Source organism: uncultured Cetobacterium sp., assembly GCF_945952365.1.
Taxonomy (GTDB): Bacteria; Fusobacteriota; Fusobacteriia; order Fusobacteriales; family Fusobacteriaceae; genus Cetobacterium_A.
The window spans coordinates 1-21809 of record NZ_CAMFHX010000035.1; the positions used below are offsets into that span (position 1 = coordinate 1).

Below are 21809 nucleotides of genomic sequence, written 5' to 3' on the forward strand. Positions count from 1 at the left end.
TTCTAAGCTACTTTTAACATGTCGTAACTTTTCATTACGAAACGTGTCGCACTATAAAAATCATCATTTTCTAAATTTAAAGTTTTCTCTTTTTGACCAAATAAAAAGTTTGAATCAATAAAAAAACCACTACCTTTATAACTTTTTATATAATTAATTTTTTCAAGTTCAGAATATGCTTTAGCAACCGTATTAGAACTAATATTTAAAAAACTTGCGACTTTTCTAATCGAAGGTAGTTTATTTTGAATCTCTTTTTTCTCAATTTTTTCCTTTAAAAAAGTATAAAGAGGAATATATATAAAGTTACTGTTTTTAATTTTAAAATTTTTAAATAGTATTTTCATTAAAGCCTCCGAATAAGTGTATTACTACAATTTACTTTATTTTTTTGAAAAATATAGCTAAGTATGACATACTAATAAAAGTATAGCATAAATTCAGGGGAGGAAGAAATGAAAAACTTTTTAAAATTTTTTATAATATTTATTTTAACAATAGTTTCAACAGTGACTTTTTGTAATGAAAATAACAAAGTAATTAAAGTAGCACTAGGATATAGTGGAAGATCATATGATCCACACAGGCATACAGATAGTTCGACACTAGCTATAACAAAACAGATTTATAATAATCTATTTATTCTTAATAAAGAGGGGAGAATAGAAGGAGAATTAGTAGAAAGTTTCCAGATTGAAAAAAATATTTTAAAGTTAAAATTAAAAGAAAAGATATATTTTCAAGATGGTGAAGAGTTAACAGCAGTGATTGTAAAACAGAGTTTAGAAAGAAATAAAACTATTCCAGTAACAAAAGTATTGATAGATCCGATTGAAAGAATAGAAGTTATTGATAAATATAATCTTGAAATAAAATCATTAACAAATATAAATATAGTTTTGCATAATTTTACACACTCATCATTAGCAATAGTAAAAAAGGATAAAAATGGAAAATTAGTTGGAACAGGAGCATTTAAATTATTGGATTGGGGAACAGGAGTTAAAGTTATTTTAGAAAAAAATGAAAATTATTTTAAAGAAATTCCTAAAGTTTCAAGAATAGAGTTTGTAACAATACCAGAAGCCACAAATAGATTTATTGCACTAGAAACAAATGAAGTTCAAATAGCATATGATATAGCATCTATAGATGTTAAATCTTTAGAAAAATCTAAAGACTTAACAGTAATTAATGAGTTATCTTACGGAACAGATTTTTTGTCAATTAATACAGAGAAGGCACCATTAAATGATATTAATTTAAGAGAGGCAATCAGTTACGCTTTAGATAAAGAATCAATAAATGAAGTTATATTTGAAAGTACATCAAAAGTGGCCAATTCTATAATTACTCCAACTACGTTTGGATACTCAGCAAAAGAGAATAAAATATACAATTTAGAAAAAGCAAAAGAGATAATGAAAAAATATAGCTTGCCAATAAAAATTGAGTTGTGGATATATGAGGATACAAGTAAGTACCAAATGGCTCAAATTATTCAAGCAAATTTGAAAGAGATAGGAATAGATGTAGAGATAAAAACATTAGAGTTATCATCTTTTTTACAACTCTCAGCAATGGGACAGCATAATGCTTTAATAGGATTATGGTATACGAGTACAGGAGATGCGGATTATGGATATTATCCATTACTTCACAGTAGTTCAAAGGGTGGAGTAGGAAATAGAAGTTTTTATGATAATAAAGAGATTGATAGATTGTTAGAAGAAGCGAGAAAAGAGCAAAATCAGGAAAAGAGAAAAGAGATCTACAATAAAGTTCAAAATATAATATCAAAAGAAAATCCTATTATACCAATAGTATATAAAACATATACTATTGGTTTAAATAAAAAAATAAAAGGATTTAAATTTAATGCAAACGGAAATCATATTTTAGAAAATATAGATTATTAAGATACAAAAATGAGGGAAATTTCCCTCATTTTTTGTTATAATATATCAAATATTGGGAGGTGGGCTTTAGATGAAATCGGTAGCGTTAGATTTAGATGGAACACTGTTAAATTCACAAAAGGATATCAGTAAAGAGAACATATCTATTCTAAAAGAACTTTATAGTAAAGGAGTTGAGATTTTCATAGTAACAGGAAGATCTTACAGTGCAACAGAAGGGGTTATAAAAAAATTAGAATTACCCATAATAGCCATCTGTTATAATGGAGCAAAAGTAGTGGATAGTAAAAATAGTAAAGTTATTTATGAACAGCCACTTTCAGAGGATATAGTAAAAGTATTAATTGAGATATCAAGAAAAAATAAGGTACATTTAAATTTATATCAAAATGAAGAGTGGTTAGTAGAAAATAAGAATAATTGGCAAACAAAATACTACAGAGATAATATAGGTTTAGATACTGTAGAAAAAAACTTTGATATATTTGATAGTTTTAAAATGACAAAAGCACTTTTTGTAGATGAAAGAGTAAACCTTTTAGAAATAGAAAAAGAGATTAAAGAAAAATTAGGAAATAAAGTACATTTGACATATTCACAAGAAAAATATTTAGAAGTTTTAAACAGTGATGTAAATAAAGGAAAAACTTTAGAGAAAATATTGAAAGATAAAGGCTTAGAGTTAGAAACTTGTATAGCATTTGGAGATGCAAATAATGATAAAGAGATGCTGATGATGGTTGGATGTGGAGTTGCAATGGGAAATGCTGAAACTGAGTTAAAAAGTATTTCGAAAGAAGTGACAGATACTAATGATAATCATGGTGTGTATAAATTTTTAATACAAAAAATATAAAAAAGTGGACACAAGTCCACTTTTTTTGTAATTAGATACCTTCTGAAATAGCCCAAGCTAACTCATCTTTCATTTGATTAAAGTTCTTTAATCTCTTAAGTTCTACCATTTCACCAAATAGTTTAAGTTGGAAATTACCAAGAAGAGAGATGTTATCTTTTAAATCTACACTTCTTCTTCCGTAAGTAAGATTTCTTTTTTCAACTTCATCTCCAACACGAACAAGAAGCATTCCTTTATTGAAACCTAAAATTTCAACTTCTGATACTCTATCTAAGAATTCATTTTCAATTTTTCTTTCTTTTCTAGCCTCAGCGTTTACTCTTTTGTTTTCCGCTCTTCTTCTATCCTCTTTAGCTTTAACAATTCTCTTAGCTTTTTTAAGATTTTTTAGTTCATTATATTCTGTACCTTTTGGTTTAGTTTTACTAATAACTTTCATAAATATTCTCCTCTCGAAACTTCTTTTATCATAATATTATAAATGCTTTTACAAATTTTTACAAGAACAATTAAAAAAAATTTTGACAAATCCAAAAAAATGTTGTATTAAATTAATAACGAACATGTTCACGAGAACAAAGGTAGGTGTAAGATGGTAACTCAAGAAGATTTAGCTAAAAAATTAGGGATAACGAGAACTACAGTAGCTAGAGCACTTAATGGCAGTAAAAGCATAAAATTAGAAACAAAAGAAAAAGTATTAGAGCTAGCTAAAGAATTAGGATATGAAAAAAACTACTTAGGAAGTACATTAGCAATAAAAGAAAAGAAAAAAATCGTTGCGATAATAGCTAAGTCAGTTAACGAAGAGTATTCAAAAAAAATAAAAGCAGGATTAAAAGATTTTGAAGATGAAGTTAAAGCTTATGGAGTTAAGATAAAAATTTTAGAAGTCGATCTAAGTGATCGGATAGGTCAGATTGAAATTTTAAAGAAAATATTAGATAAAAAAATTCATGGATTGATTTTAACACCTTTAGATACTGAAGAGATATTAAAAATAATTTTGCCTGTAATTAATGAACTACATGTTGTTTCTATTGGAAAGGAACTTTCAAGTGAGATTACATATATAGATTCAAGATATACAAAATCAGGTAGAATAGCTGCAAATATAATGTCAAACGTAACTGTAAAAGATGGGAAAATTTTAATAATTGATGGTGGAGACGATTTGATGTCTTCTAAAAAGTATTTGAAGGGATTTACAGCAAAATTAGATGAAATCCAAAAAAAATATGTAGGGCCTATAAAGATAGAGAGTTTATTAGAAAATAAAAATAAAGTTTTAAATTATCTCTCAGAAGATATAGAGGGAGTATATATAAATAGATATGCACCAGAGATTATCGAATATTTAGGGGAAATAAAAAGAGATAATTATAGATTTGTAACAAATGGTTTCAATGAAAAAATACGGGGATTACTAGAAAGCAATAAGATTATTGCAACGGTATCAGAAGATTTCTACAACCAAGGTTATACAGCTGGAAAAAGAATTTTTGAATTATTATATAAAACAGATATAAAAAGATCTCAGAGGTTTCAAACTAAGATAGACATTATTTTTAGAGAGAGTTTAGATTAGTTCTGAGATTATTATATATAGTCAAAAATAAATTTTAAGGGAGGAAATTTTAATGAAAAGAGTGTTAAAAGTAGCAGGATTAACTTTAGTTTTTGGGATGGTAGCATTTGGGGCAAACGAAAAAGTTTATAAGCTGAAAATGGGGTTAGTTGCAAATACAAGTTCAAATGAGTATAAAGCAGCCGAGACTTTTGCAAATCATTTAAAAGAAAAATCAAATGGACAAATAATAGTAGAGTTATATCCAGGAGCTCAATTAGGTGACGATAGATCGATGCTTGAACAGCTATCTGCTGGAGTTTTAGATTTAGGATTTGCAGAAATTTCAAGATTTAATATATTTTTCCCAGAAGCACAAGTTTATTCACTGCCATATGTGATTGAAGATTTTGATCATATGAAAAGAGCTTCATTTGATACAACTTTTGGTAAAAATTTACAGAAGAAAATAAAAGATAATTTAAGCATAGAGATATTGTCTCAAGCATATAATGGAACAAGACAAACTACATCAAATAGACCAATTAATTCTTTAGAGGATATGAAAGGATTAAAGTTAAGAGTTCCAAGAGCTGACTCAAACTTAGAATATGCTAAGAATACAGGAGCATCACCAACACCGATGGCATTCTCAGAGGTATATTTGGCACTACAAACAAATTCGGTTGATGGACAAGAAAATCCATTATCAGCAATAAGAGCTCAAAAGTTCTATGAAGTACAAAAATATTTAGCAATGACTAATCATATATTAAACGACCAACTATATTTAGCAAGTGCTTCTTCAATGAAAAAATTACCTCAAAATTTACAAGATTTAATTAAATCAGAAGCTGAAATTGCAGCACAGTACCATACAAAGCTATTCGTAGATGAAGAAGCAAGTATAATTGATTTCTTTAAAGAGCAAGGGGTAACAGTTACAACTCCAGATTTAGAACCGTTTAGAAAAGCGATGCAACCATTCTATGAGGTGTATATGAAAAATAATGGTAAATTAGGAAAAGAAGCTTTAGAAGAGATAAATTCTGTAAGATAAGAGAGTAATTTGTGAGTATAGGAGTTGAATATGAATATAAGAAAAATTTTTGATAACATTGAAGAGATTGTAGGTGCAATACTTTTTATAACAATGTTTGCTATTCTAATAGCACAAATCATCTTTAGACAAGTATTTGACTCTCCTCTTATATGGAGTGAAGAGTTAGCTATTCTACTATTTACATATACTGGGATGTTAGGTGTAAGTATTGGAGTTAAACATAGACAACACGTTTTTATAGATTTTTTATACAATAAGTTTTCAGGAAGGGGATTAAAAATAGCCAACACATTTATTCAATCAGTTGTATTCATCTCTTTGCTCTCAATGATTCAAATAGGGTATAGGTTATTTTTAAGAAAGAAGATATTTCAGTTAATAGCTTTAAAAATATCTTCAGGTTGGATGTATGCAGCCCTACCAATTTTGGCTTCATTAATGCTAGTAAGATTTATCCAAGTTTTAATTCAAGATTATAAATCTGGTAAACTTATAATAGAGCCTAAAAATTTCTCAATTGAAAAAGATGATGAATCAAAATCAATAGAGGATGAAAAGGTGGTGAATGAAGAATGGTAACAATATTAACATTTTTATCTTGGTTTGGGCTTATATTTATAGGAGTTCCAGTTGGATTTTCATTAGTTTTTGCGACACTATTATTCTTTGCATTAACGGACTGGAATGTAATATATTTTGTAGGATCACTTTTAGTTGATAGTTTAGATAGTTTTAGTTTATTGAGTGTTCCTTTCTTTGTTTTGACAGGCGTTTTAATGAATAGCTCTGGAATAACAGAAAGAATATTTAGATTTGCAAAGGCTTTATTAGGTCACTATACAGGTGGAATGGGTCATGTAAATATATTTGCAAGTTTGATATTTTCAGGAATGTCTGGATCGGCATTAGCTGATGCAGGAGGACTGGGACAACTTGAGATAAAAGCTATGAGAGATGAAGGCTATGATGATGATTTATGTGGTGGATTAACTGCGGCTTCGTGTATAATTGGTCCTTTAGTACCACCGAGCATAACAATGATTATATACGGAGTTATAGCTGACCAATCAATAGCAAGATTGTTTTTAGGAGGATTTGTTCCAGGAATTATTTTAACATTTGCTTTGATGATAATGAACTATTTTATTTGTAAAAAAAGAGGTTACAAAAGAGCTCCAAAAGCAACTATGCAAGAAAGGATAATATCTTTCAAAGAATCGTTTTGGGCTTTACTTACTCCATTTATAATAATTGGTGGAATTTTCTCGGGATACTTTACCCCAACAGAAGCGGCTGTAATTGCAACTTGCTATTCAATGGCTTTAGGATTCTTTGTATATAAAGAACTAACAGTACAGGGATTTGTTAAAGATGTTATTGAAACAATAAAGATAAGTGGAGTAACAGTTTTAATGATAATGGGTGTAACTTTCTTCGGACAGGTTATAGCTAGAGAACAGATTTCAATGAAGATTGCAGAGGTATTTTTAACATTTGGTAAGTCACCATTGATGGTTTTAATAATGATAAATCTCCTTTTAATTTTCTTAGGAACATTTATAGAAGCGTTAGCACTACAAGTATTAGTTTTACCAATGTTAATTCCAGTTGTTATTCAATTTGGAATTGATCCAGTATTCTTTGGAGTTATAAGTACATTAAACTTGATGATTGGAATATTAACTCCACCAATGGGAATGGCTCTTTTCGTAGTATCAAGAGTTGGAAAAATTCCTGTCAGTACTATAACCAAAGGGGTAATTCCGTTTTTGATTCCAATAATTATAACTTTAATTATTTTAACAATTTTCCCACAAATAGTTTTATTTGTACCAAATTTAATATTAGGAGCATAAATTAAAAAATCTGGAGGAGCAAGATGAAAGGTATTTATTCAGCACTACTTATTTCGTTTCATGAAAATGGAGATTTAGATGAAAAAGGAACAAGAAATATTGTTAGATACAATATTGATGTAATGAAGGTTGATGGACTTTATGTAGGTGGAAGTACTGGTGAAAACTTTATGATTTCAACAGAGATGAAAAAAAGAATTTTTGAAATTGTAAAAGATGAAGCTAAAAATGATGTGAAATTAATAGCTCAAGTGGGATCGATAGACTTATATGAAGCTATTGAATTGGGAAAATATGCAACTAGTTTGGGATATGATTCGTTGTCGGCAGTAACACCGTTTTACTATAAATTTGATTTTGAAGAGATAAAAAATTACTATATGACAATTGTAAATGAAACAAATAATAATATGATAATCTATTCAATTCCATTTTTAACTGGAGTAAATATGAGTGTTGATCAATTTGGAGAACTTTTATGCCATGAAAAAATAATTGGAATAAAGTTTACAGCTGGAGACTTTTATTTATTGGAAAGAGTTAGAAAAACATTCCCTAATAAACTAATATATGCTGGATTTGATGAGATGTTACTTCCAGCAGTAGCGCTAGGAGTGGATGGAGCTATAGGAAGCACTTACAATGTGACTGGAAAAATAGCAAAAGAGATATTTAAGTTAGTTCAAGAGGGAGATCTTCTTTTAGCAAGAGAGAAGCAAAGTTATTTGAACGATATAATTGAAGCTATTTTAAAAAATGGATTATATCAAACAATAAAAGAGATTTTAAAATTAAAAGGTGTAGAAGCAGCAGGATACTGTAGATTACCAATGAAGAAACTTTCAGCAGAGAAAATTGAAGCAGCAAAAGAGATAGGCAGAAACTTTTTATAGGAGCAGATGAAATGAACATAGTAGCCATAGATATTGGAGGAACAGAGATAAAATATGGCTCAGTTAGTACAGGAGGAGAGGTTATCTTCTCCTCTTCTTTACAAACTGAGGCAAGTAAGGGTGTAGAACAGTTATTAGAAAAGATATTCAGAATAGTTGAAGAGTTAAAAAATGATAGAACAATAGGAATTGCAGTTTCAGCGACAGGACAGATAGATGGAAAGATAGGAAAAGTTGTCGGTGGAACAAATCTTATTCCAGGATGGATAGGAACTAATTTAGTTCAGATATTAGAGGATAAATATGGCTTACCAGCAGTTTTAGAAAATGATGTAAACTGTGCTGCACTAGGAGAGATGTGGATGGGAGCAGCAGCAGGAAAAGAAAACTTTATTTGTTTGACAATAGGAACAGGAATCGGTGGAGGAGTTATACTAAACGGAGAACTTCTAAGAGGTGAAGGAAGTGTCGCAGCAGAGTTTGGACATATTCAAATCGTAAAAAATGGGGTTCAATGTGGTTGTGGAAATAAGGGGTGCTATCAAGGTTATGCATCAACAACAGCACTTTTAAGAATGGCGGAAGAAAAATTTTCTAAAAAACTTAATGGAAGAGAGATATTTGAAGAGGTTCATAAAAATAACGTTGAATATAAAGAGTTAGTACATGAGTGGGCAGATTATTTTACAGATGGACTAGCAACTTTGATATATATATTTAATCCCTCTCTCGTTGTTATAGGAGGAGGAGTTTCTAAACAAGGTGATTTTTTAAAAAATATTTTCCAGAAGAGTTTAGAACAAAAAGTAATGAAAAACTACTTAGATATATTAGATATTAAAATGGCTGAAAGAGGTAATGATGCTGGAATGTTAGGAGCTTCACACCTGTTATTGAAAAAAATAAAATAAAAAGACCAAAAAAAGTTATTGACAAAAAAAACTTTTCATTTTACAATAGACCTCATAACAAGATTAACAAAAATTGAATAGAAAATCGGTTGAAGGTATAGGGAGAGTGTCAGAAATGACCACCGAAGAAGTGAATCTTTCAGGTTAGTTGAAAAACTTGAGGACCTATACTGGACGAGCCTCTGGAGAGACTCTATGAGCACCGAAGGAGCAAACCCAAAAGAAATTTTGGACTAAACTCTCAGGTAAAAGGACAGAGGAATTATGCAATAAAAGTTTTCCATTAACTATTTTTTGTGTATAATTCTTTTTTAATTCCAGAAGGTATTTTTTGAAATACCTTCTTTTTTTATTCAATTTTGCATTTAAAAAAATTTTTAGGAGGAATTCAAATGCAAGATATTGTAACAAGTGTAAACAGTTTTTTATGGGGTAATTTTTTAATTATATTATTGATGGGAACAGGAATTTATTTTACTTTGAAGTTAAACTTTATTCAAATTAGAAAGTTTAAAGAGGGAATAAAGCATGTAACAGGATCAATTAACTTAAATGGTAAGGCAGCAGATAAAAATGGAATGTCGTCATTCCAAGCTTTGGCTACAGCAGTAGCGGCCCAAGTTGGAACAGGAAATTTAGCAGGAGCAGCAACAGCAATCGCATCTGGAGGACCAGGAGCAATATTTTGGATGTGGGCAAGTGCATTTTTCGGAATGGCAACAGTTTATGTAGAGGCAATTTTAGGACAGGTTTTCAAAAAAAGAGTGGATGGACAAATAACAGGGGGACCTGCTTATTATATTGAGAATTCGTTAAAAAATAAAAAGATTGCAAAAGGATTGGCATATTTCTTTGCAATGGCATGTATAGGTGCTTTAGGACTTATGGGTAACGCAGTTCAAGCAAACTCAATTTCAGCAGCTTTTGGACATGCTTTTGGTGCATCACCAGCTTTAGTAGGAATTGTAGTTTCAGTTTTAGCTGGATTTGTATTCTTTGGAGGAATAAAAAGAATAGCATCAGTAACAGAGAAGATAGTTCCGGTAATGGCAGGGCTGTATATATTAGCCTGTTTTGTAATTATAATGATAAACTATAAAGAGGTAATTCCCGCAGTAACATCTATTTTCTATTCTGCTTTTAATCCACAAGCTGCTTTTGGAGGAGCTATGGGTATTAGTGTAAAGCAAGCGGTTAGATATGGAGTTGCAAGAGGACTATTTTCAAATGAGGCTGGAATGGGATCAACACCTCATGCTCATGCAATAGCAAAAGTATCTCATCCAGGAGAGCAAGGAATTGTAGCTGTAATAACAGTTTTTATTGATACATTTATAGTTTTAACAGGAACAGCATTAGTAATATTAACATCTAAAGTATCTTTAACTTCTGGAGCTGGAATTGTATTAACTCAAGGAGCATTTGCTAAAACTTTAGGAACTTTTGGTGAAGTATTCATAGCTATCTGTCTACTATTCTTTGCATTTTCAACAATAGTAGGATGGTATTTCTTTGGAGAAGCAAATGTAAGATATATATTTAAAAATAAAAAATCTGTTAATATTTATAGAGCTATAGTTATGATAATGATTGTTATAGGTTCAGTTATGAAGGTTGAATTAGTATGGGAATTAGCTGATATGTTTAATGGAATGATGGTACTTCCAAACTTAGTAGCACTTCTTGCATTAGGAAAATATGCTAGAAACGCTATGAAAGAATATGATATTCTTCCAGAAAATGAGAATATAAAAGAAGGGGTAACATTATAGCTTAAAAATTGAGTTAAAAACGAGTGAAAAGTGATTAAAATTGGAATCAATTGTATTTCTTTCTTGACATAAAATGGTAGTATACAGTATAATTCATAGTGAGATTAAGTTAGGAAAGGTGGATTATTATGAAAAAGTTTTTAATATCAATGTTAGTAATGTTATCAACGGTAGCATTTGCTGAAGTAAAAGAAGGAACTGGATTAGGATATGCAGATGATATAAAGGTTGCGGTAACAATGGATGGAGATAAAATAACAGCTATTGAAGTAAAAGAGAATAGCGATACTCCAGGAATTTCGAATCCAGCAATTGAAGAGTTAACAAAAAAGGTTATTGAAGCACAATCATCACAAGTAGATGTTGTAGCAGGAGCTACATATACTTCTGAAGGATTCTTAGAAGCAGTAAATAACGCAACAGGTAAATAGTTAGTTAAATCAAGCTGAGATATAAGATTGTCTCAGCTTTTTTATATTATCCAACTATTATAGTTATAAATAGCATAAGCATTTATAGTATGATAATATTTAAAAGTTAAATAAAAAAGTGTGGCCATAAAAATTAAATTTTTAATAAATTTATTTTCAATTTTAGATATTATAAAAGGTATTGTTATAAAAACACCAAATCTAAAATATTCTAAAAATCTTAAAATAATAGCAAATCTGTAAAAACTAATAAATATAAAAAGAGCAATAATATTTAGATTGATAAATACCCTCTCTTTTTCTGAAATATTTTTAATAAAAAACAAACTAATAAAAACAAGTAAAAATAATTCTGAAAATTCAAAGAAGTTTCCATATTCAATTATATGAGAATATCTATTTAAACGCTCACTTAATCCTAAAAAACTAATATTTAACCTAAAAATTAAGTATGATATAGGGTTTATAAGTAAAGCTAAACTAAAAATAAATATTAACGATTTTTTAGTGAACTTATAATTTAAAATAAAATATAGTGGATATAATACAATAGCCGTTTTATGAAAAAGGCAAGCTATTGTTATTAAGCAGACGTAGATTAGTAGTTTTTTTTCTAAAATATATTTTAAACTTATCCAAAAAATTAAAATCGCAATAAAATTTCGAATAATTGTAAAATTGTGCCAATAATAAAATGTTGATAAATATATTAAGAAAGATAAAGTCGGTTGAATACTATATGTAGTAAAAAGTTTATAGATGGTGAAATTAAAAATTAAACTTAGAAAAAATAAAAAAAAGTTATAATTTAAACCTACAAATTTTGAAAAATCCCTTAAAATAACAAATAATTTTTCATAGCTATATGGATTTTGAAAATAGGGCAGTTCATAAAAATATTTATAAACATGATAATCATATCCACCAACATTTAACCTTCCTCCACTATAAAAAATTAAAATAACTAAAGGAATCATTAAAATTTGTTTTTCATAGATATCTTCTGTAAAAAAGATAGTATAGAATAGAAAAATACCAAATATACCCAATACAAAAATCATATCTCATCAACTCTTTCTTTTAAAATAGAAACAGTTAAAGAGATAAAAAAAGATAGAATAAACCCATAGAATATTATAAGATAGCGTTTATCAATTATTTCAACTTTTTCTGCTTCAATAATTAAAGGAAATGATGTTGCTGGAGTTTTAATTAAACTATTAATTTTTATTTTTTTCTCCTCATCTTCAATTGATAAAAGTTTATCTTTTAAAAAGTCTGTATTAGATTTTAAAAGTTTAGATAAAAAATTATTTACATCATTGATTGCAGAAGTTGGATCAAAAGATTTAGCAGTCACGGTATATATTCCATTTCCAGTATTCAATGAAAGGTTTAAAGAATCACTTTTTATTAGACTGGGAATGTAAAGTCCACCATCACCTGGAGTAAAACTTTCATAAGTAATTATTCCATTTCCATCTATTTTAGTTATTTTAATTTGACCTTCTGGTTCAATATATTTGAAAAAGCCTTTAGCAGAATAGCTTATAGGATTAGTATTATAAATATAGGATGTAAAAGATATACATATAAAAAATATACTAAGAAAAGTTTTTATATTTTTTTTAATCAATTTTAAAAGTTGAGTGGACATATAGCAACCTCCATAAATATTTTATCTTCTATATTTAATACTATAAAAAATGAAAAAAACCTCTAAAAAAGAGGTTTTTTTAAATTAGTATTTAGAATAATTAACTAAAAGGATACCAGAATCCTTTTAAAACATATATTTTTAAATATATTGATAAAACTAAAAGTAAGATCATTAAAATTAAACTTATAAAGTCAATCTTTCCATATTTTTGAGAACTATACCAAGTTCTTTTATTTTTATGACCAAAACCTCTTAAATCCATAGCATTAGATATAACTTCAACTCTATTTAAAGATGAAAGTACTAATGGAAATAAAATTGTATTGTAGTTTCTAAGTCTTGTTAAAATATTTGCATCCTCTTTTCTGAAAGCTACTCCTCTAGCTTCTTGAGCATGCATAATATTTTTAAACTCATCTCTTACATCAGGAATATATCTAAGAGCAATATTTATAGCATAAGCAACCTTGTAAGAAACACCAATTTTATTTAAACTACTTGCGAATTTACTTGGATGAGTTGTAAATATAAACAACATCATTATAGGAAAAACAGCAAGATATTTCATAGAAAGAGTTAAAGCAAACCAAACAGTTTCTAATGAAAGAGTGATTCCTTTGATTGTTAAAAGCGCAGTAGTAGTGTCAGTTAAAGTCGAACCATATCCAGGAGTCACAACTATTAAGAATAGAGAGTTCAAAATAGTAAATAGAACAATAAATTGGAATAGTGGTTTTATTGACTTAAATGGAATCTTAGCAATTTTTAATAGAGTCATTCCAACAACAAAAAATGTTATAAACACTCTAAAATCGTTAAATAAAAAGACTGAAGCTGTCCAAACAAGAAGCAGTAAAAATTTTATACTTCCATCTATCGAATGGATAGCTGAATCTTTATCAATATATAAAGTACCAGCTCTAGACATTATCTAATCCCTCCTACGTTTTCAAAGTTAATGAATGAATTCATTAATATCTCTGAATCTAATTTCATTATTTTTGCCATTTGTGAAAGAGATGTCTCTTTTAAATTAGATTTTTCCATCAACTCTTTTTCACCTAAAATAATTGTAGGAGTATTATTAGCTACAATAGTTCCATTGCATAAAACAACAGCTCTATTAGCATACTCTAAAGCAAGATGCATATCATGAGTTATAAGAATAATTCCAACCCCTTTTTTAGCAATATCCTTTATAAAACTCATAAACTCTTTATATCTTTTATAATCCTGTCCTGCAGTTGGTTCGTCTAAAATTAAGACTTCAGGCTCTAAAGCTAAAATAGCAGCAATTGTTAATCTCTTTTTTTGTCCATAACTAAGAGATGTAACAGGCCAATGTCTGAACTCATGAAGACCACAAACTTCTAAAGCTTTTTCAGCTTTCTCAACATAGTCTTTAATACCTCTTATTTTTAATCCAAACTGGACTTCTTGAAGAAGAGTTTCTTGAGTGATCATATGATTTGGATTTTGCATAACAAATCCAATCTTTTCTCCTCTTCTTTTGATACTCTCTTTAATAATGCTTTTATTAAGAAGAGTTATATCTCCAGAAGTTTCTTTTTCAATTCCAGTTATAACTTTGCAAAGAGTAGATTTACCAGCACCATTATTTCCTAAAAGAGCTAAAATCTCTCCTTTATTAACAGAGAAAGCGACATCTTTTAATATAGATTTCTCTTCGTTATAAGAGAAACATATATTTTTAATATCTAAAATATTTTCTTTAAATTCGTTCTTTTTAATTTTGATAGAATCACACCATTTTTGAACTTTTTCAATATTTTGGATAGTTCCAATTTCTGTGATTGGATAGATAGAATCTTTTTCTAAATCTACACCCGAATACTTTAAAGCTTCAATATATAGAGGCTCTCTAAGACCATACTTTCTGAACATATCTTTTCTAAATAGCTCTTCAGGAGTCCCATTAGCCACAACCTCACCTTTATTTAAAATAATAACTCTATCGAAATCCTGCTCTAAAACATCCTCAATTCTATGTTCAATAACAATAATTGTTTTTCCTGTTTTCTTTTGAATATCACAGATAAGTTTCATAGCGTGTTTTCCACTATATGGGTCAAGGTTTGCTAAAGGCTCATCAAAAAGAAGAATATCAGCTGAACTTCTCATTATTCCAGCTAAAGATACAGATTGCTTCTGCCCACCAGAAAGTTCTCCAGGACTATGATTTATAAAACTCTCCATAGCAACAGTTGATAATGCACTTCTAGTATCTCTAATCATCTCTTCTTGAGGAACGAGATTATTTTCATCGATGAATGAAACATCCTCTCCAACAGTTAGACCTATAAATTGTCCATCTTGATCCTGTAAAACTGTACCAACATTTTTACTGATATCAAAAATACTTGTTTCGTAAGGTTCTATACCATTAACAGTTAAAGTTCCTTTGAAACCTCCCTCTTTAGAAAAGGGAACAATACCATTTAAACAGCTTCCAAGAGTAGATTTTCCACTACCACTTGGTCCAGCAATTAGAACTTTTTCACCTTTTTTAATCTCTAAATTGATATTTTTTAGAGTTGGTTCTAATTGATTCACATATTTAAAAGTAAAATCTTTAAATTCTACTACGTTAATCATCTATACTCCTTTAATTAATCTTCTATTTTTAAATTTGAATATTTTCTTTTTCTAGCTGCAATTCCAAGAATAATAGGGATACCTAAAGCAGCGGTAACAACAAAGTTTGTAAATGTAGCAAGTGCTATTTGAATCCAAACTTTTTGAGCGGGCTCACCATAAAAATACACATCTCCGACATATGCAGCAAGTCCAGCAGCAATCATTCCTAAGATTGAATAAACGTACATCTTAAATATATGAAATTTAGTAACGTGGCCTGTTTCTAAAGAGAAACTTTTATCTAGAGCAATCATTCCTCCAAAAAGACCAATAACAGCGGAAAGGAATACCCAACTAAACCAAACGCTTCCCCACATAATCATATCATTTAAAGCGTGTCCAACAAATCCAACAAAAAACCCAACAACAGGTCCGAATATAGCTCCAAAAATTGTAAGAAGAGCAACAGCTATTCTAAATGATGTGTTAGGACCAACAGGGATAGCTACTCCAGAGAGAACACTATACAGTGCAGCTCCAATACCTATTGCAACAACATTTTTTGTAGAAAATAGTTCAGTTTTTTTTACATAATATCTGAATCCATCTTCTCCAATATACTTTTTAATCATATTTTGTCCAACCTTTCTTTTCGAATCTTCCAATCAGGCATATAAACTTTTATAAAATCCCAGAACTCTTTTTGATGATGTGGATATCTTAAATGAGCTACCTCATGTAGACAAACATAATCAATACACTCTTGAGGTTTTCTGATAAGCTCTAAGTTCAGTGTGATAACCTTACTTAGATACCGACAAGATCCCCAACGACGTTTCATTCTTCGAATTTTAAAATCTAAAAATTTCTCACCGATAAGATTACTATATTTATTTAAAGATATTTTAAAAATTTCTGAGGCTTTTTCTTTGTACCAATTATATAGAAGAGTTTCTATATTTTTTTCAGTTATCTCTTTATTGGTAAAAATTATTAAAGAGTCTTTATCAATTTCAATTTTATTAGAGATACTAGTAAAAATTTTTAAAATATAATTTTTTCCAAGATACTCTATATTGTCTCCATTTTTATATGATTTGTCAACTGCTTTAACTGGATTTTTTTTAATTTTTTCGAGATTTTTTAGAATCCATTCATTCTTAGATTTAAGAAAAGATTCAATAAAATCGTTTGTTGTTCTTTTAGGAACTGAAAGAGTAACTGTACCATCACTTTTAACTTTGAGAATAATATTTTTTATATTTTTTTTAGTAATAATGACATTGTACTTCATTTAATCACCTTCAAAATTTTGTCAATTGAGTATATTTTACCACAATACTTTGATTTGCCAAATAAAAATTAATGTGATACGCTCTTTTTTTAATAAGTTAATAAAGTTTTTGATAACTTTTTGTAGTTAATTGCTATATTTAGTAAATTATGATTATATATTAGTAATTTAAATAAGTAGGGGAGGATTTTATGGAAAATTTACATAATCCAAGAGTTTTTAAAATAAATAGGTTAAGTGCACATTCAAATCATAAATATTCAGGTTTAAATATAGAGTGGAGAAAATCATTAAATGGTATTTGGGATTTTTCATACTGTGATTCACCAAATTGGTCAAAAATAAAAGTACCAGGGCATATGGAGCTTCAAGGGTATGGAGAACCACAATATGTAAATACAATGTATCCTTGGGATGGAAGAGAAAATTTAGAGCCTGGGGAGGTTCCAAAAGAGTTCAATCCATTTGGAGTTTATAAAACAGAAGTAGTTATTCCAAAAGATTGGAAAGATAGACCAGTGTATATCTCTTTCCAAGGAGTGGAGTCGTGTTTAGAACTTTATTGTAATGATGAGTTTGTAGGTTACAGTGAGGATAGTTTTACACCGAGTGAATTTGATTTAACACCATATATAAAGGAAGGAAAAGCAGAGATAAAAGCTAAAGTTTATAAATGGTGTAGTGGAAGTTGGTTAGAAGACCAAGATTTCTGGAGATTGAGTGGAATATTTAGAGATGTTTATCTATATTCGACACCTGAGGTTCATGTGAAAGATATGTTTATAACATCAGAGCTAGGAAGCGGATTAAAAAAAGCCAATTTAAAAAATAGTTTAAAGATAGAGTCTGAAAGAGAGATAACTGTTGATATTGAGATGCAACTTTTAGATAAAAATGAAGTTGTTTTAAGTGTTGAGGAAAATGTATTAAAAATAGAGAAAAATTTAAAAATAGAGTTATCAAAAAAGTTTGAAAATCCAAAGCTATGGAGTGCAGAAAAGCCAAACCTTTATGAAGTAAGAGTTATAGTAAAGGACTCTGAGAGTGGAAAAATTATAGAGGAGTGTTCTCAAAAATTTGGATTTAGAAAGTTTGAAATTGAAGATAAAATAATGAAGATAAATGGAGAACGTATTGTTTTCAAAGGTGTAAATAGACATGAATTTAGTTGTTATAACGGAAGAGCAGTATCAGAAGAGGATATGATTTGGGATATAAAATTCTTAAAAGCTAATAATTTTAATGCTGTTAGAACATCACATTATCCAAATCAAACAAGATGGTATGAGCTTTGTGATGAATATGGACTTTATGTGATTGATGAAGTAAATTTAGAAACACATGGAACTTGGCAAATTCTAGGACAACCTTGTCCAGAGAAAGTTATTCCAAATAATAATCCTGAATGGCTAGAGAATGTTATGGATAGAACTAAATCTATGTTTGAAAGGGATAAAAATTACCCTTCGATAGTTATTTGGTCTTGTGGAAATGAGTCGTTTGGTGGAGAGAACATATTTAAAATGTCTGAATATTTAAGAGAGTTAGACAAAACTAGAGTTGTTCATTATGAAAGTATATTCTGGGATAGAAGATATGATAAAACTTCAGATATGGAAAGTAGAATGTATGCAAAAGTTCATGAGGTAGAAAAGTATCTACAAGAAACACCAGAAAAACCTTTTGTACTTTGTGAATACTCTCATGCTATGGGGAATTCAAACGGAGGACTTAATAAATATACAGAGTTAGAAAGAAAATACCCTATGTATCAAGGTGGATTTATCTGGGACTACATAGACCAATCACTTATGAAAAAAGATCCATTTGGAAATGATTATTTAGCTTTTGGTGGAGATTTTGGAGATAGACCAACGGACTATAATTTCTGTGTAAATGGAATAATCTATGGTGATAGACAGATTTCACCAAAAGTTCAAGAGATAAAGCAGTTATTCTCAGATTATAAAATAAATGTAACAGAAAAAAGTTTTACAATTTATAATGAAAGTTTATTTACGAATTGTAACGAATATGAAACTAGAGTAAAGTTATTAAAAAATGGAGTTGAGATATTCGGGGAATCTTTAGAGTGTGCTGTTAAACCATTATCTGAAAAAGAGTTTAAGTTACATCTTCCAAAAATGAAAGAGAGTGGAGAATATACGATTGAAGTTTCATTACATTTAAAAGAGGATAGATTCTATGCTTCTAAAGGACATGAAATCTGTTTTGGACAAAAAGTCTATAAAGTGGAAGCAAAATTAAAAAATAATTTAGAAGGAAAACCAACTTTAATAGATGGTGGATTTAATATAGGTATAAAAACTAAAAATTCAGAACTTATCTTCTCAAAAGCTTATGGTGGATTAATCTCTTTAAAGCTTTGTGGAAAGGAGTTTGTAGATGGGGTTGTGATGCCGAACTTCTGGAGAGCTTCAACTGACAATGACAGAGGAAATAAGATGCCATTTAGATATGCTCAGTGGAAATTGGCTTCTAGCTATGCTAAGATGAGCAGTGTTGAAACTTTTGAAAAGGAAAATTCTATCGAGATAAAGGCAACTTACGATTTACCTACAATTCCAGCAACAACAGTTGTTTTAAGTTATGAAGGGTTTGTAGATGGAAAGATTAAAGTGACTATGGAGTATGATGGAGTTGAAGGATTATCAGATATGCCACTATTTGGAATGAGCTATAAGCTACCAAAAGAATACTCAGAAATAAAGTGGTATGGAATGGGGCCAGAGGAAAACTATATAGATAGAGTTCATGGTTCTAGATTAGGAATATTTGAAAGTGATGTAGAAAAAAATATGAGTCAATATGTAATTCCGCAAGAGTGTGGAAATAGAGTTGGAACAAGATGGGCAGAGATAACTGATAAAACAGGATTTGGAATGAAAGTTTCAGGAGATATTCCATTTGAGTTTAGTGCACTACCTTATACTGTGAGTGAGATTGAGAGTGCTTATCACCACTACGAGTTACCAAAATCACACTGTACAGCTTTAAATATAAATATGATTCAGATGGGAGTTGGAGGAGACGATTCTTGGGGAGCACCGACACATGATGAATATTTAGTTAGAAGCAATAAAAAATATGTATTTACATACACATTAGAAGCGAATATTTAATAGAAAAGCTAGAAGGGGTTCCACTCTTCTAGCTTTTCTTATTTTTAAAGGCTCATATTGCTAAAAAATATAAATCATGGTATAATAATACGTTAAATTTAATAGAAAATAGGAGATGAAAATGACTATAATAGAGTTTAAAAATGTATCGAAATCATTTTTTTCACAAAATTTATATAAACATGTAGATTTAGAAGTAAATTCTGGAGATAAAATAGCTCTTGTTGGAAACAACGGAACTGGAAAATCTACTTTAATAAAACTTTTAACTGGAGCAGAATCACCAGATAGAGGAACAGTAATTAGAGAAGAGGAAGCTGTTATAGCTTGTTTTGACCAGTTTGGAAGATTGGATTTAGATAGCAATGTTCAAGAGCTACTAAACTCACCATTCCAAAAAGTAATGGCTATTCAAGCAGAATTAGATGCAGTTTCAGCAGAATTTACTGGAGATATGGATAACGATGAAAAAGTAATGGAGAAATATTCAAGACTTTCAGATGAGTTTGAAAGTTTAGGTGGATACTCATACATCCATATTCAATCAGAGTTCATTGAAACATTTGAACTAACTGATAAGTTAGATAAAAAATTCAGAGAGTTAAGTGGAGGAGAAAGACAGTATATAAGACTGGCTACTACTTTATTTAGTGATTCTGATTTAATAATTTTAGATGAGCCTCTATCATTCTTTGATAAGAAAAAGACAGCTTGGTTAACAGATTATATCAATAACAGTCCAAAAGCTTTCTTAGTGATATCACATAATATTGATTTCATTAGAACTTTTGCAACTAAGATATTTGATATAGATAACTTTGAGGTTGGGGTTTACGAGTGTGACCACCAAAAATATTTAAAAGAGAAAAAAGTTAGAATAGCTGAAGGAAAAAAGAAAAATAGAGAAACTGAAGAGGTAATCGAAGATACTCAAGAAGCTATTGAGAAAAAATTAAAGTTATTAGAGAGATGTAATAACAAACATGCTCATGCTGTTATTTTAAGAAGAATGAGAAAAGAGTTAGAAAGACTTCAAAGAGAGAGAATCAAGTTCTCACCAGAGTATAAGTATGACTATATCGATGCTCCAGAAGATGTTATGATAACTGGAAAAAAAGAGTTTGAAGGACCAATTGTAGTTTTAAAAGATGTTATGAAAGAGTATCCAGATAAGATGTTATATAAGGATGCTAACTTAGTTGTAGATAGAGATACAAAAATATGTATCGTTGGAGAGAATGGTTCAGGAAAATCTACATTATTAAAGATTATTGCTGGATTAGATCAACCAACATCAGGTGAGGTATTTATAAATGAAAAGGCGACTGTTGCTTTCATAGAGCAAGATACAGTTTTCGCTAATGAAAATATATATATCAAAGATTATTTAAAAGATAAAACTGGGTTGTCAGATGAGTTTATAGAGGCAGCAATAGATAACTTATATAACAATGAGCTAGAGTTCAGAGATAAGAGAATATTCATGTTATCAGGTGGAGAGAAAAAGAGATTAGAGATATTTACAAATACTTTAATGGAAACAGACCTACTTATAATAGATGAGCCAACAACATATATGGATGACTACTCTAGAACAGCTATAGCAAATATGTTATTAGATTATCCAGGAGCAGTTATATTAGTAAGTCATGATAAAGTTCTGATGAGAAGAATTGGATTTGTAACTTATGATATTCGTGATAAGAGATTTAGAATAAAAAATTAATAATTTTTTCAAAAAAGAAAAAAAGTTATTGACATTATTTATAAATTATGATACAATTTTTTTGTCTTGAGGGATTCCTTCAAGACGTTAGCGGGAGTAGCTCAGTTGGTAGAGCGT

General features: G+C 29.3%; 18 protein-coding genes, 1 pseudogene and 1 riboswitch. Of the genes and pseudogenes, 11 read left to right on the top strand and 8 right to left on the bottom strand.

Annotated elements, in window-relative coordinates:
- Positions 1–2: 2 nt before the first annotated feature.
- The gene (locus tag Q0O83_RS10515) at positions 3–347 is read right to left on the bottom strand and encodes a winged helix-turn-helix domain-containing protein (protein WP_294096903.1); all 345 of its coding nucleotides are present in this window, start codon (positions 345–347) and stop codon (positions 3–5) included.
- A 108-nt stretch (positions 348–455) separates the two neighbouring features.
- Between Q0O83_RS10515 and Q0O83_RS10520 the strand changes: the two genes are divergently transcribed.
- Positions 456–1919 carry an ABC transporter substrate-binding protein gene (locus tag Q0O83_RS10520; protein ID WP_294096905.1) on the top strand — a complete coding sequence of 488 codons (1464 nt, stop codon included), beginning with the start codon at positions 456–458 and terminating at the stop codon, positions 1917–1919.
- A gap of 70 nt (positions 1920–1989) precedes the next feature.
- Positions 1990–2775 (top strand): Cof-type HAD-IIB family hydrolase, encoded by a 786-nt coding sequence (locus tag Q0O83_RS10525; RefSeq protein WP_294096907.1) that lies wholly within the window; start codon positions 1990–1992, stop codon positions 2773–2775.
- A gap of 31 nt (positions 2776–2806) precedes the next feature.
- On the opposite strand, the gene Q0O83_RS10530 is transcribed toward Q0O83_RS10525, so the two are convergent.
- Entirely contained in the window at positions 2807–3217 is a 411-nt protein-coding gene (locus Q0O83_RS10530; RefSeq protein ID WP_294096908.1) for a hypothetical protein, read from the bottom strand.
- 153 nt (positions 3218–3370) lie between these two features.
- On the opposite strand from Q0O83_RS10530, the gene Q0O83_RS10535 reads away from it, so the two are divergent.
- The 7 genes and pseudogenes from Q0O83_RS10535 to Q0O83_RS10565 all read left to right on the top strand — a co-directional run bounded on the left by Q0O83_RS10535 (position 3371) and on the right by Q0O83_RS10565 (position 11271).
- Entirely contained in the window at positions 3371–4366 is a 996-nt protein-coding gene (locus tag Q0O83_RS10535; protein ID WP_294096909.1) for a substrate-binding domain-containing protein, read from the top strand.
- A 52-nt stretch (positions 4367–4418) separates the two neighbouring features.
- A complete protein-coding gene (locus Q0O83_RS10540; protein WP_294096911.1) occupies positions 4419–5405 on the top strand; it encodes a sialic acid TRAP transporter substrate-binding protein SiaP in 987 nt (328 codons plus the stop codon).
- A 30-nt stretch (positions 5406–5435) separates the two neighbouring features.
- A pseudogene (locus Q0O83_RS10545) lies at positions 5436–7264 on the top strand (TRAP transporter large permease subunit).
- Between the two features lie 23 nt (positions 7265–7287).
- Positions 7288–8157, top strand: a complete 870-nt coding sequence (locus Q0O83_RS10550; RefSeq protein ID WP_294096912.1) for an N-acetylneuraminate lyase — start codon at positions 7288–7290, stop codon at positions 8155–8157.
- An 11-nt stretch (positions 8158–8168) separates the two neighbouring features.
- Positions 8169–9068, top strand: coding sequence for an ROK family protein (locus Q0O83_RS10555; protein ID WP_294096913.1), 900 nt, complete (start codon positions 8169–8171; stop codon positions 9066–9068).
- 172 nt (positions 9069–9240) lie between these two features.
- Positions 9241–9335: riboswitch (glycine riboswitch) on the top strand.
- 125 nt (positions 9336–9460) lie between these two features.
- Positions 9461–10840: a sodium:alanine symporter family protein gene (locus tag Q0O83_RS10560; RefSeq protein ID WP_294096915.1), complete on the top strand. Its 1380-nt coding sequence runs from the start codon at positions 9461–9463 to the stop codon at positions 10838–10840.
- 128 nt (positions 10841–10968) lie between these two features.
- The gene (locus Q0O83_RS10565; RefSeq protein ID WP_294096917.1) at positions 10969–11271 is read left to right on the top strand and encodes an FMN-binding protein; all 303 of its coding nucleotides are present in this window, start codon (positions 10969–10971) and stop codon (positions 11269–11271) included.
- Positions 11272–11312: 41 nt separating this feature from the next.
- On the opposite strand, the gene Q0O83_RS11855 is transcribed toward Q0O83_RS10565, so the two are convergent.
- The 6 genes from Q0O83_RS11855 to Q0O83_RS10590 all read right to left on the bottom strand — a co-directional run bounded on the left by Q0O83_RS11855 (position 11313) and on the right by Q0O83_RS10590 (position 16823).
- Positions 11313–12332: an EpsG family protein gene (locus tag Q0O83_RS11855; RefSeq protein WP_366515963.1), complete on the bottom strand. Its 1020-nt coding sequence runs from the start codon at positions 12330–12332 to the stop codon at positions 11313–11315.
- Positions 12329–12928 (bottom strand): hypothetical protein, encoded by a 600-nt coding sequence (locus Q0O83_RS10570; RefSeq protein WP_294096918.1) that lies wholly within the window; start codon positions 12926–12928, stop codon positions 12329–12331. Before Q0O83_RS10570 ends, Q0O83_RS11855 begins: the two co-directional genes overlap by 4 nt.
- A gap of 100 nt (positions 12929–13028) precedes the next feature.
- Positions 13029–13859 (bottom strand): energy-coupling factor transporter transmembrane component T, encoded by an 831-nt coding sequence (locus Q0O83_RS10575; RefSeq protein ID WP_294096920.1) that lies wholly within the window; start codon positions 13857–13859, stop codon positions 13029–13031.
- Positions 13859–15547, bottom strand: a complete 1689-nt coding sequence (locus Q0O83_RS10580) for an ABC transporter ATP-binding protein (protein ID WP_294096922.1) — start codon at positions 15545–15547, stop codon at positions 13859–13861. The genes Q0O83_RS10575 and Q0O83_RS10580 overlap by 1 nt, the downstream gene beginning before the upstream one ends.
- A 14-nt stretch (positions 15548–15561) precedes the next feature.
- The gene (locus Q0O83_RS10585) at positions 15562–16161 is read right to left on the bottom strand and encodes an ECF-type riboflavin transporter substrate-binding protein (protein WP_052191749.1); all 600 of its coding nucleotides are present in this window, start codon (positions 16159–16161) and stop codon (positions 15562–15564) included.
- The gene (locus tag Q0O83_RS10590; protein ID WP_294096923.1) at positions 16158–16823 is read right to left on the bottom strand and encodes a SprT family zinc-dependent metalloprotease; all 666 of its coding nucleotides are present in this window, start codon (positions 16821–16823) and stop codon (positions 16158–16160) included. The genes Q0O83_RS10585 and Q0O83_RS10590 overlap by 4 nt, the downstream gene beginning before the upstream one ends.
- A 191-nt stretch (positions 16824–17014) precedes the next feature.
- Between Q0O83_RS10590 and Q0O83_RS10595 the strand changes: the two genes are divergently transcribed.
- Together Q0O83_RS10595 and Q0O83_RS10600 are read left to right on the top strand one after the other, a co-directional pair.
- Positions 17015–19966: a glycoside hydrolase family 2 TIM barrel-domain containing protein gene (locus tag Q0O83_RS10595; RefSeq protein WP_294096924.1), complete on the top strand. Its 2952-nt coding sequence runs from the start codon at positions 17015–17017 to the stop codon at positions 19964–19966.
- A 121-nt stretch (positions 19967–20087) separates the two neighbouring features.
- A complete protein-coding gene (locus Q0O83_RS10600; RefSeq protein WP_294096926.1) occupies positions 20088–21692 on the top strand; it encodes an ATP-binding cassette domain-containing protein in 1605 nt (534 codons plus the stop codon).
- The last annotated feature ends 117 nt before the right edge of the window (positions 21693–21809 follow it).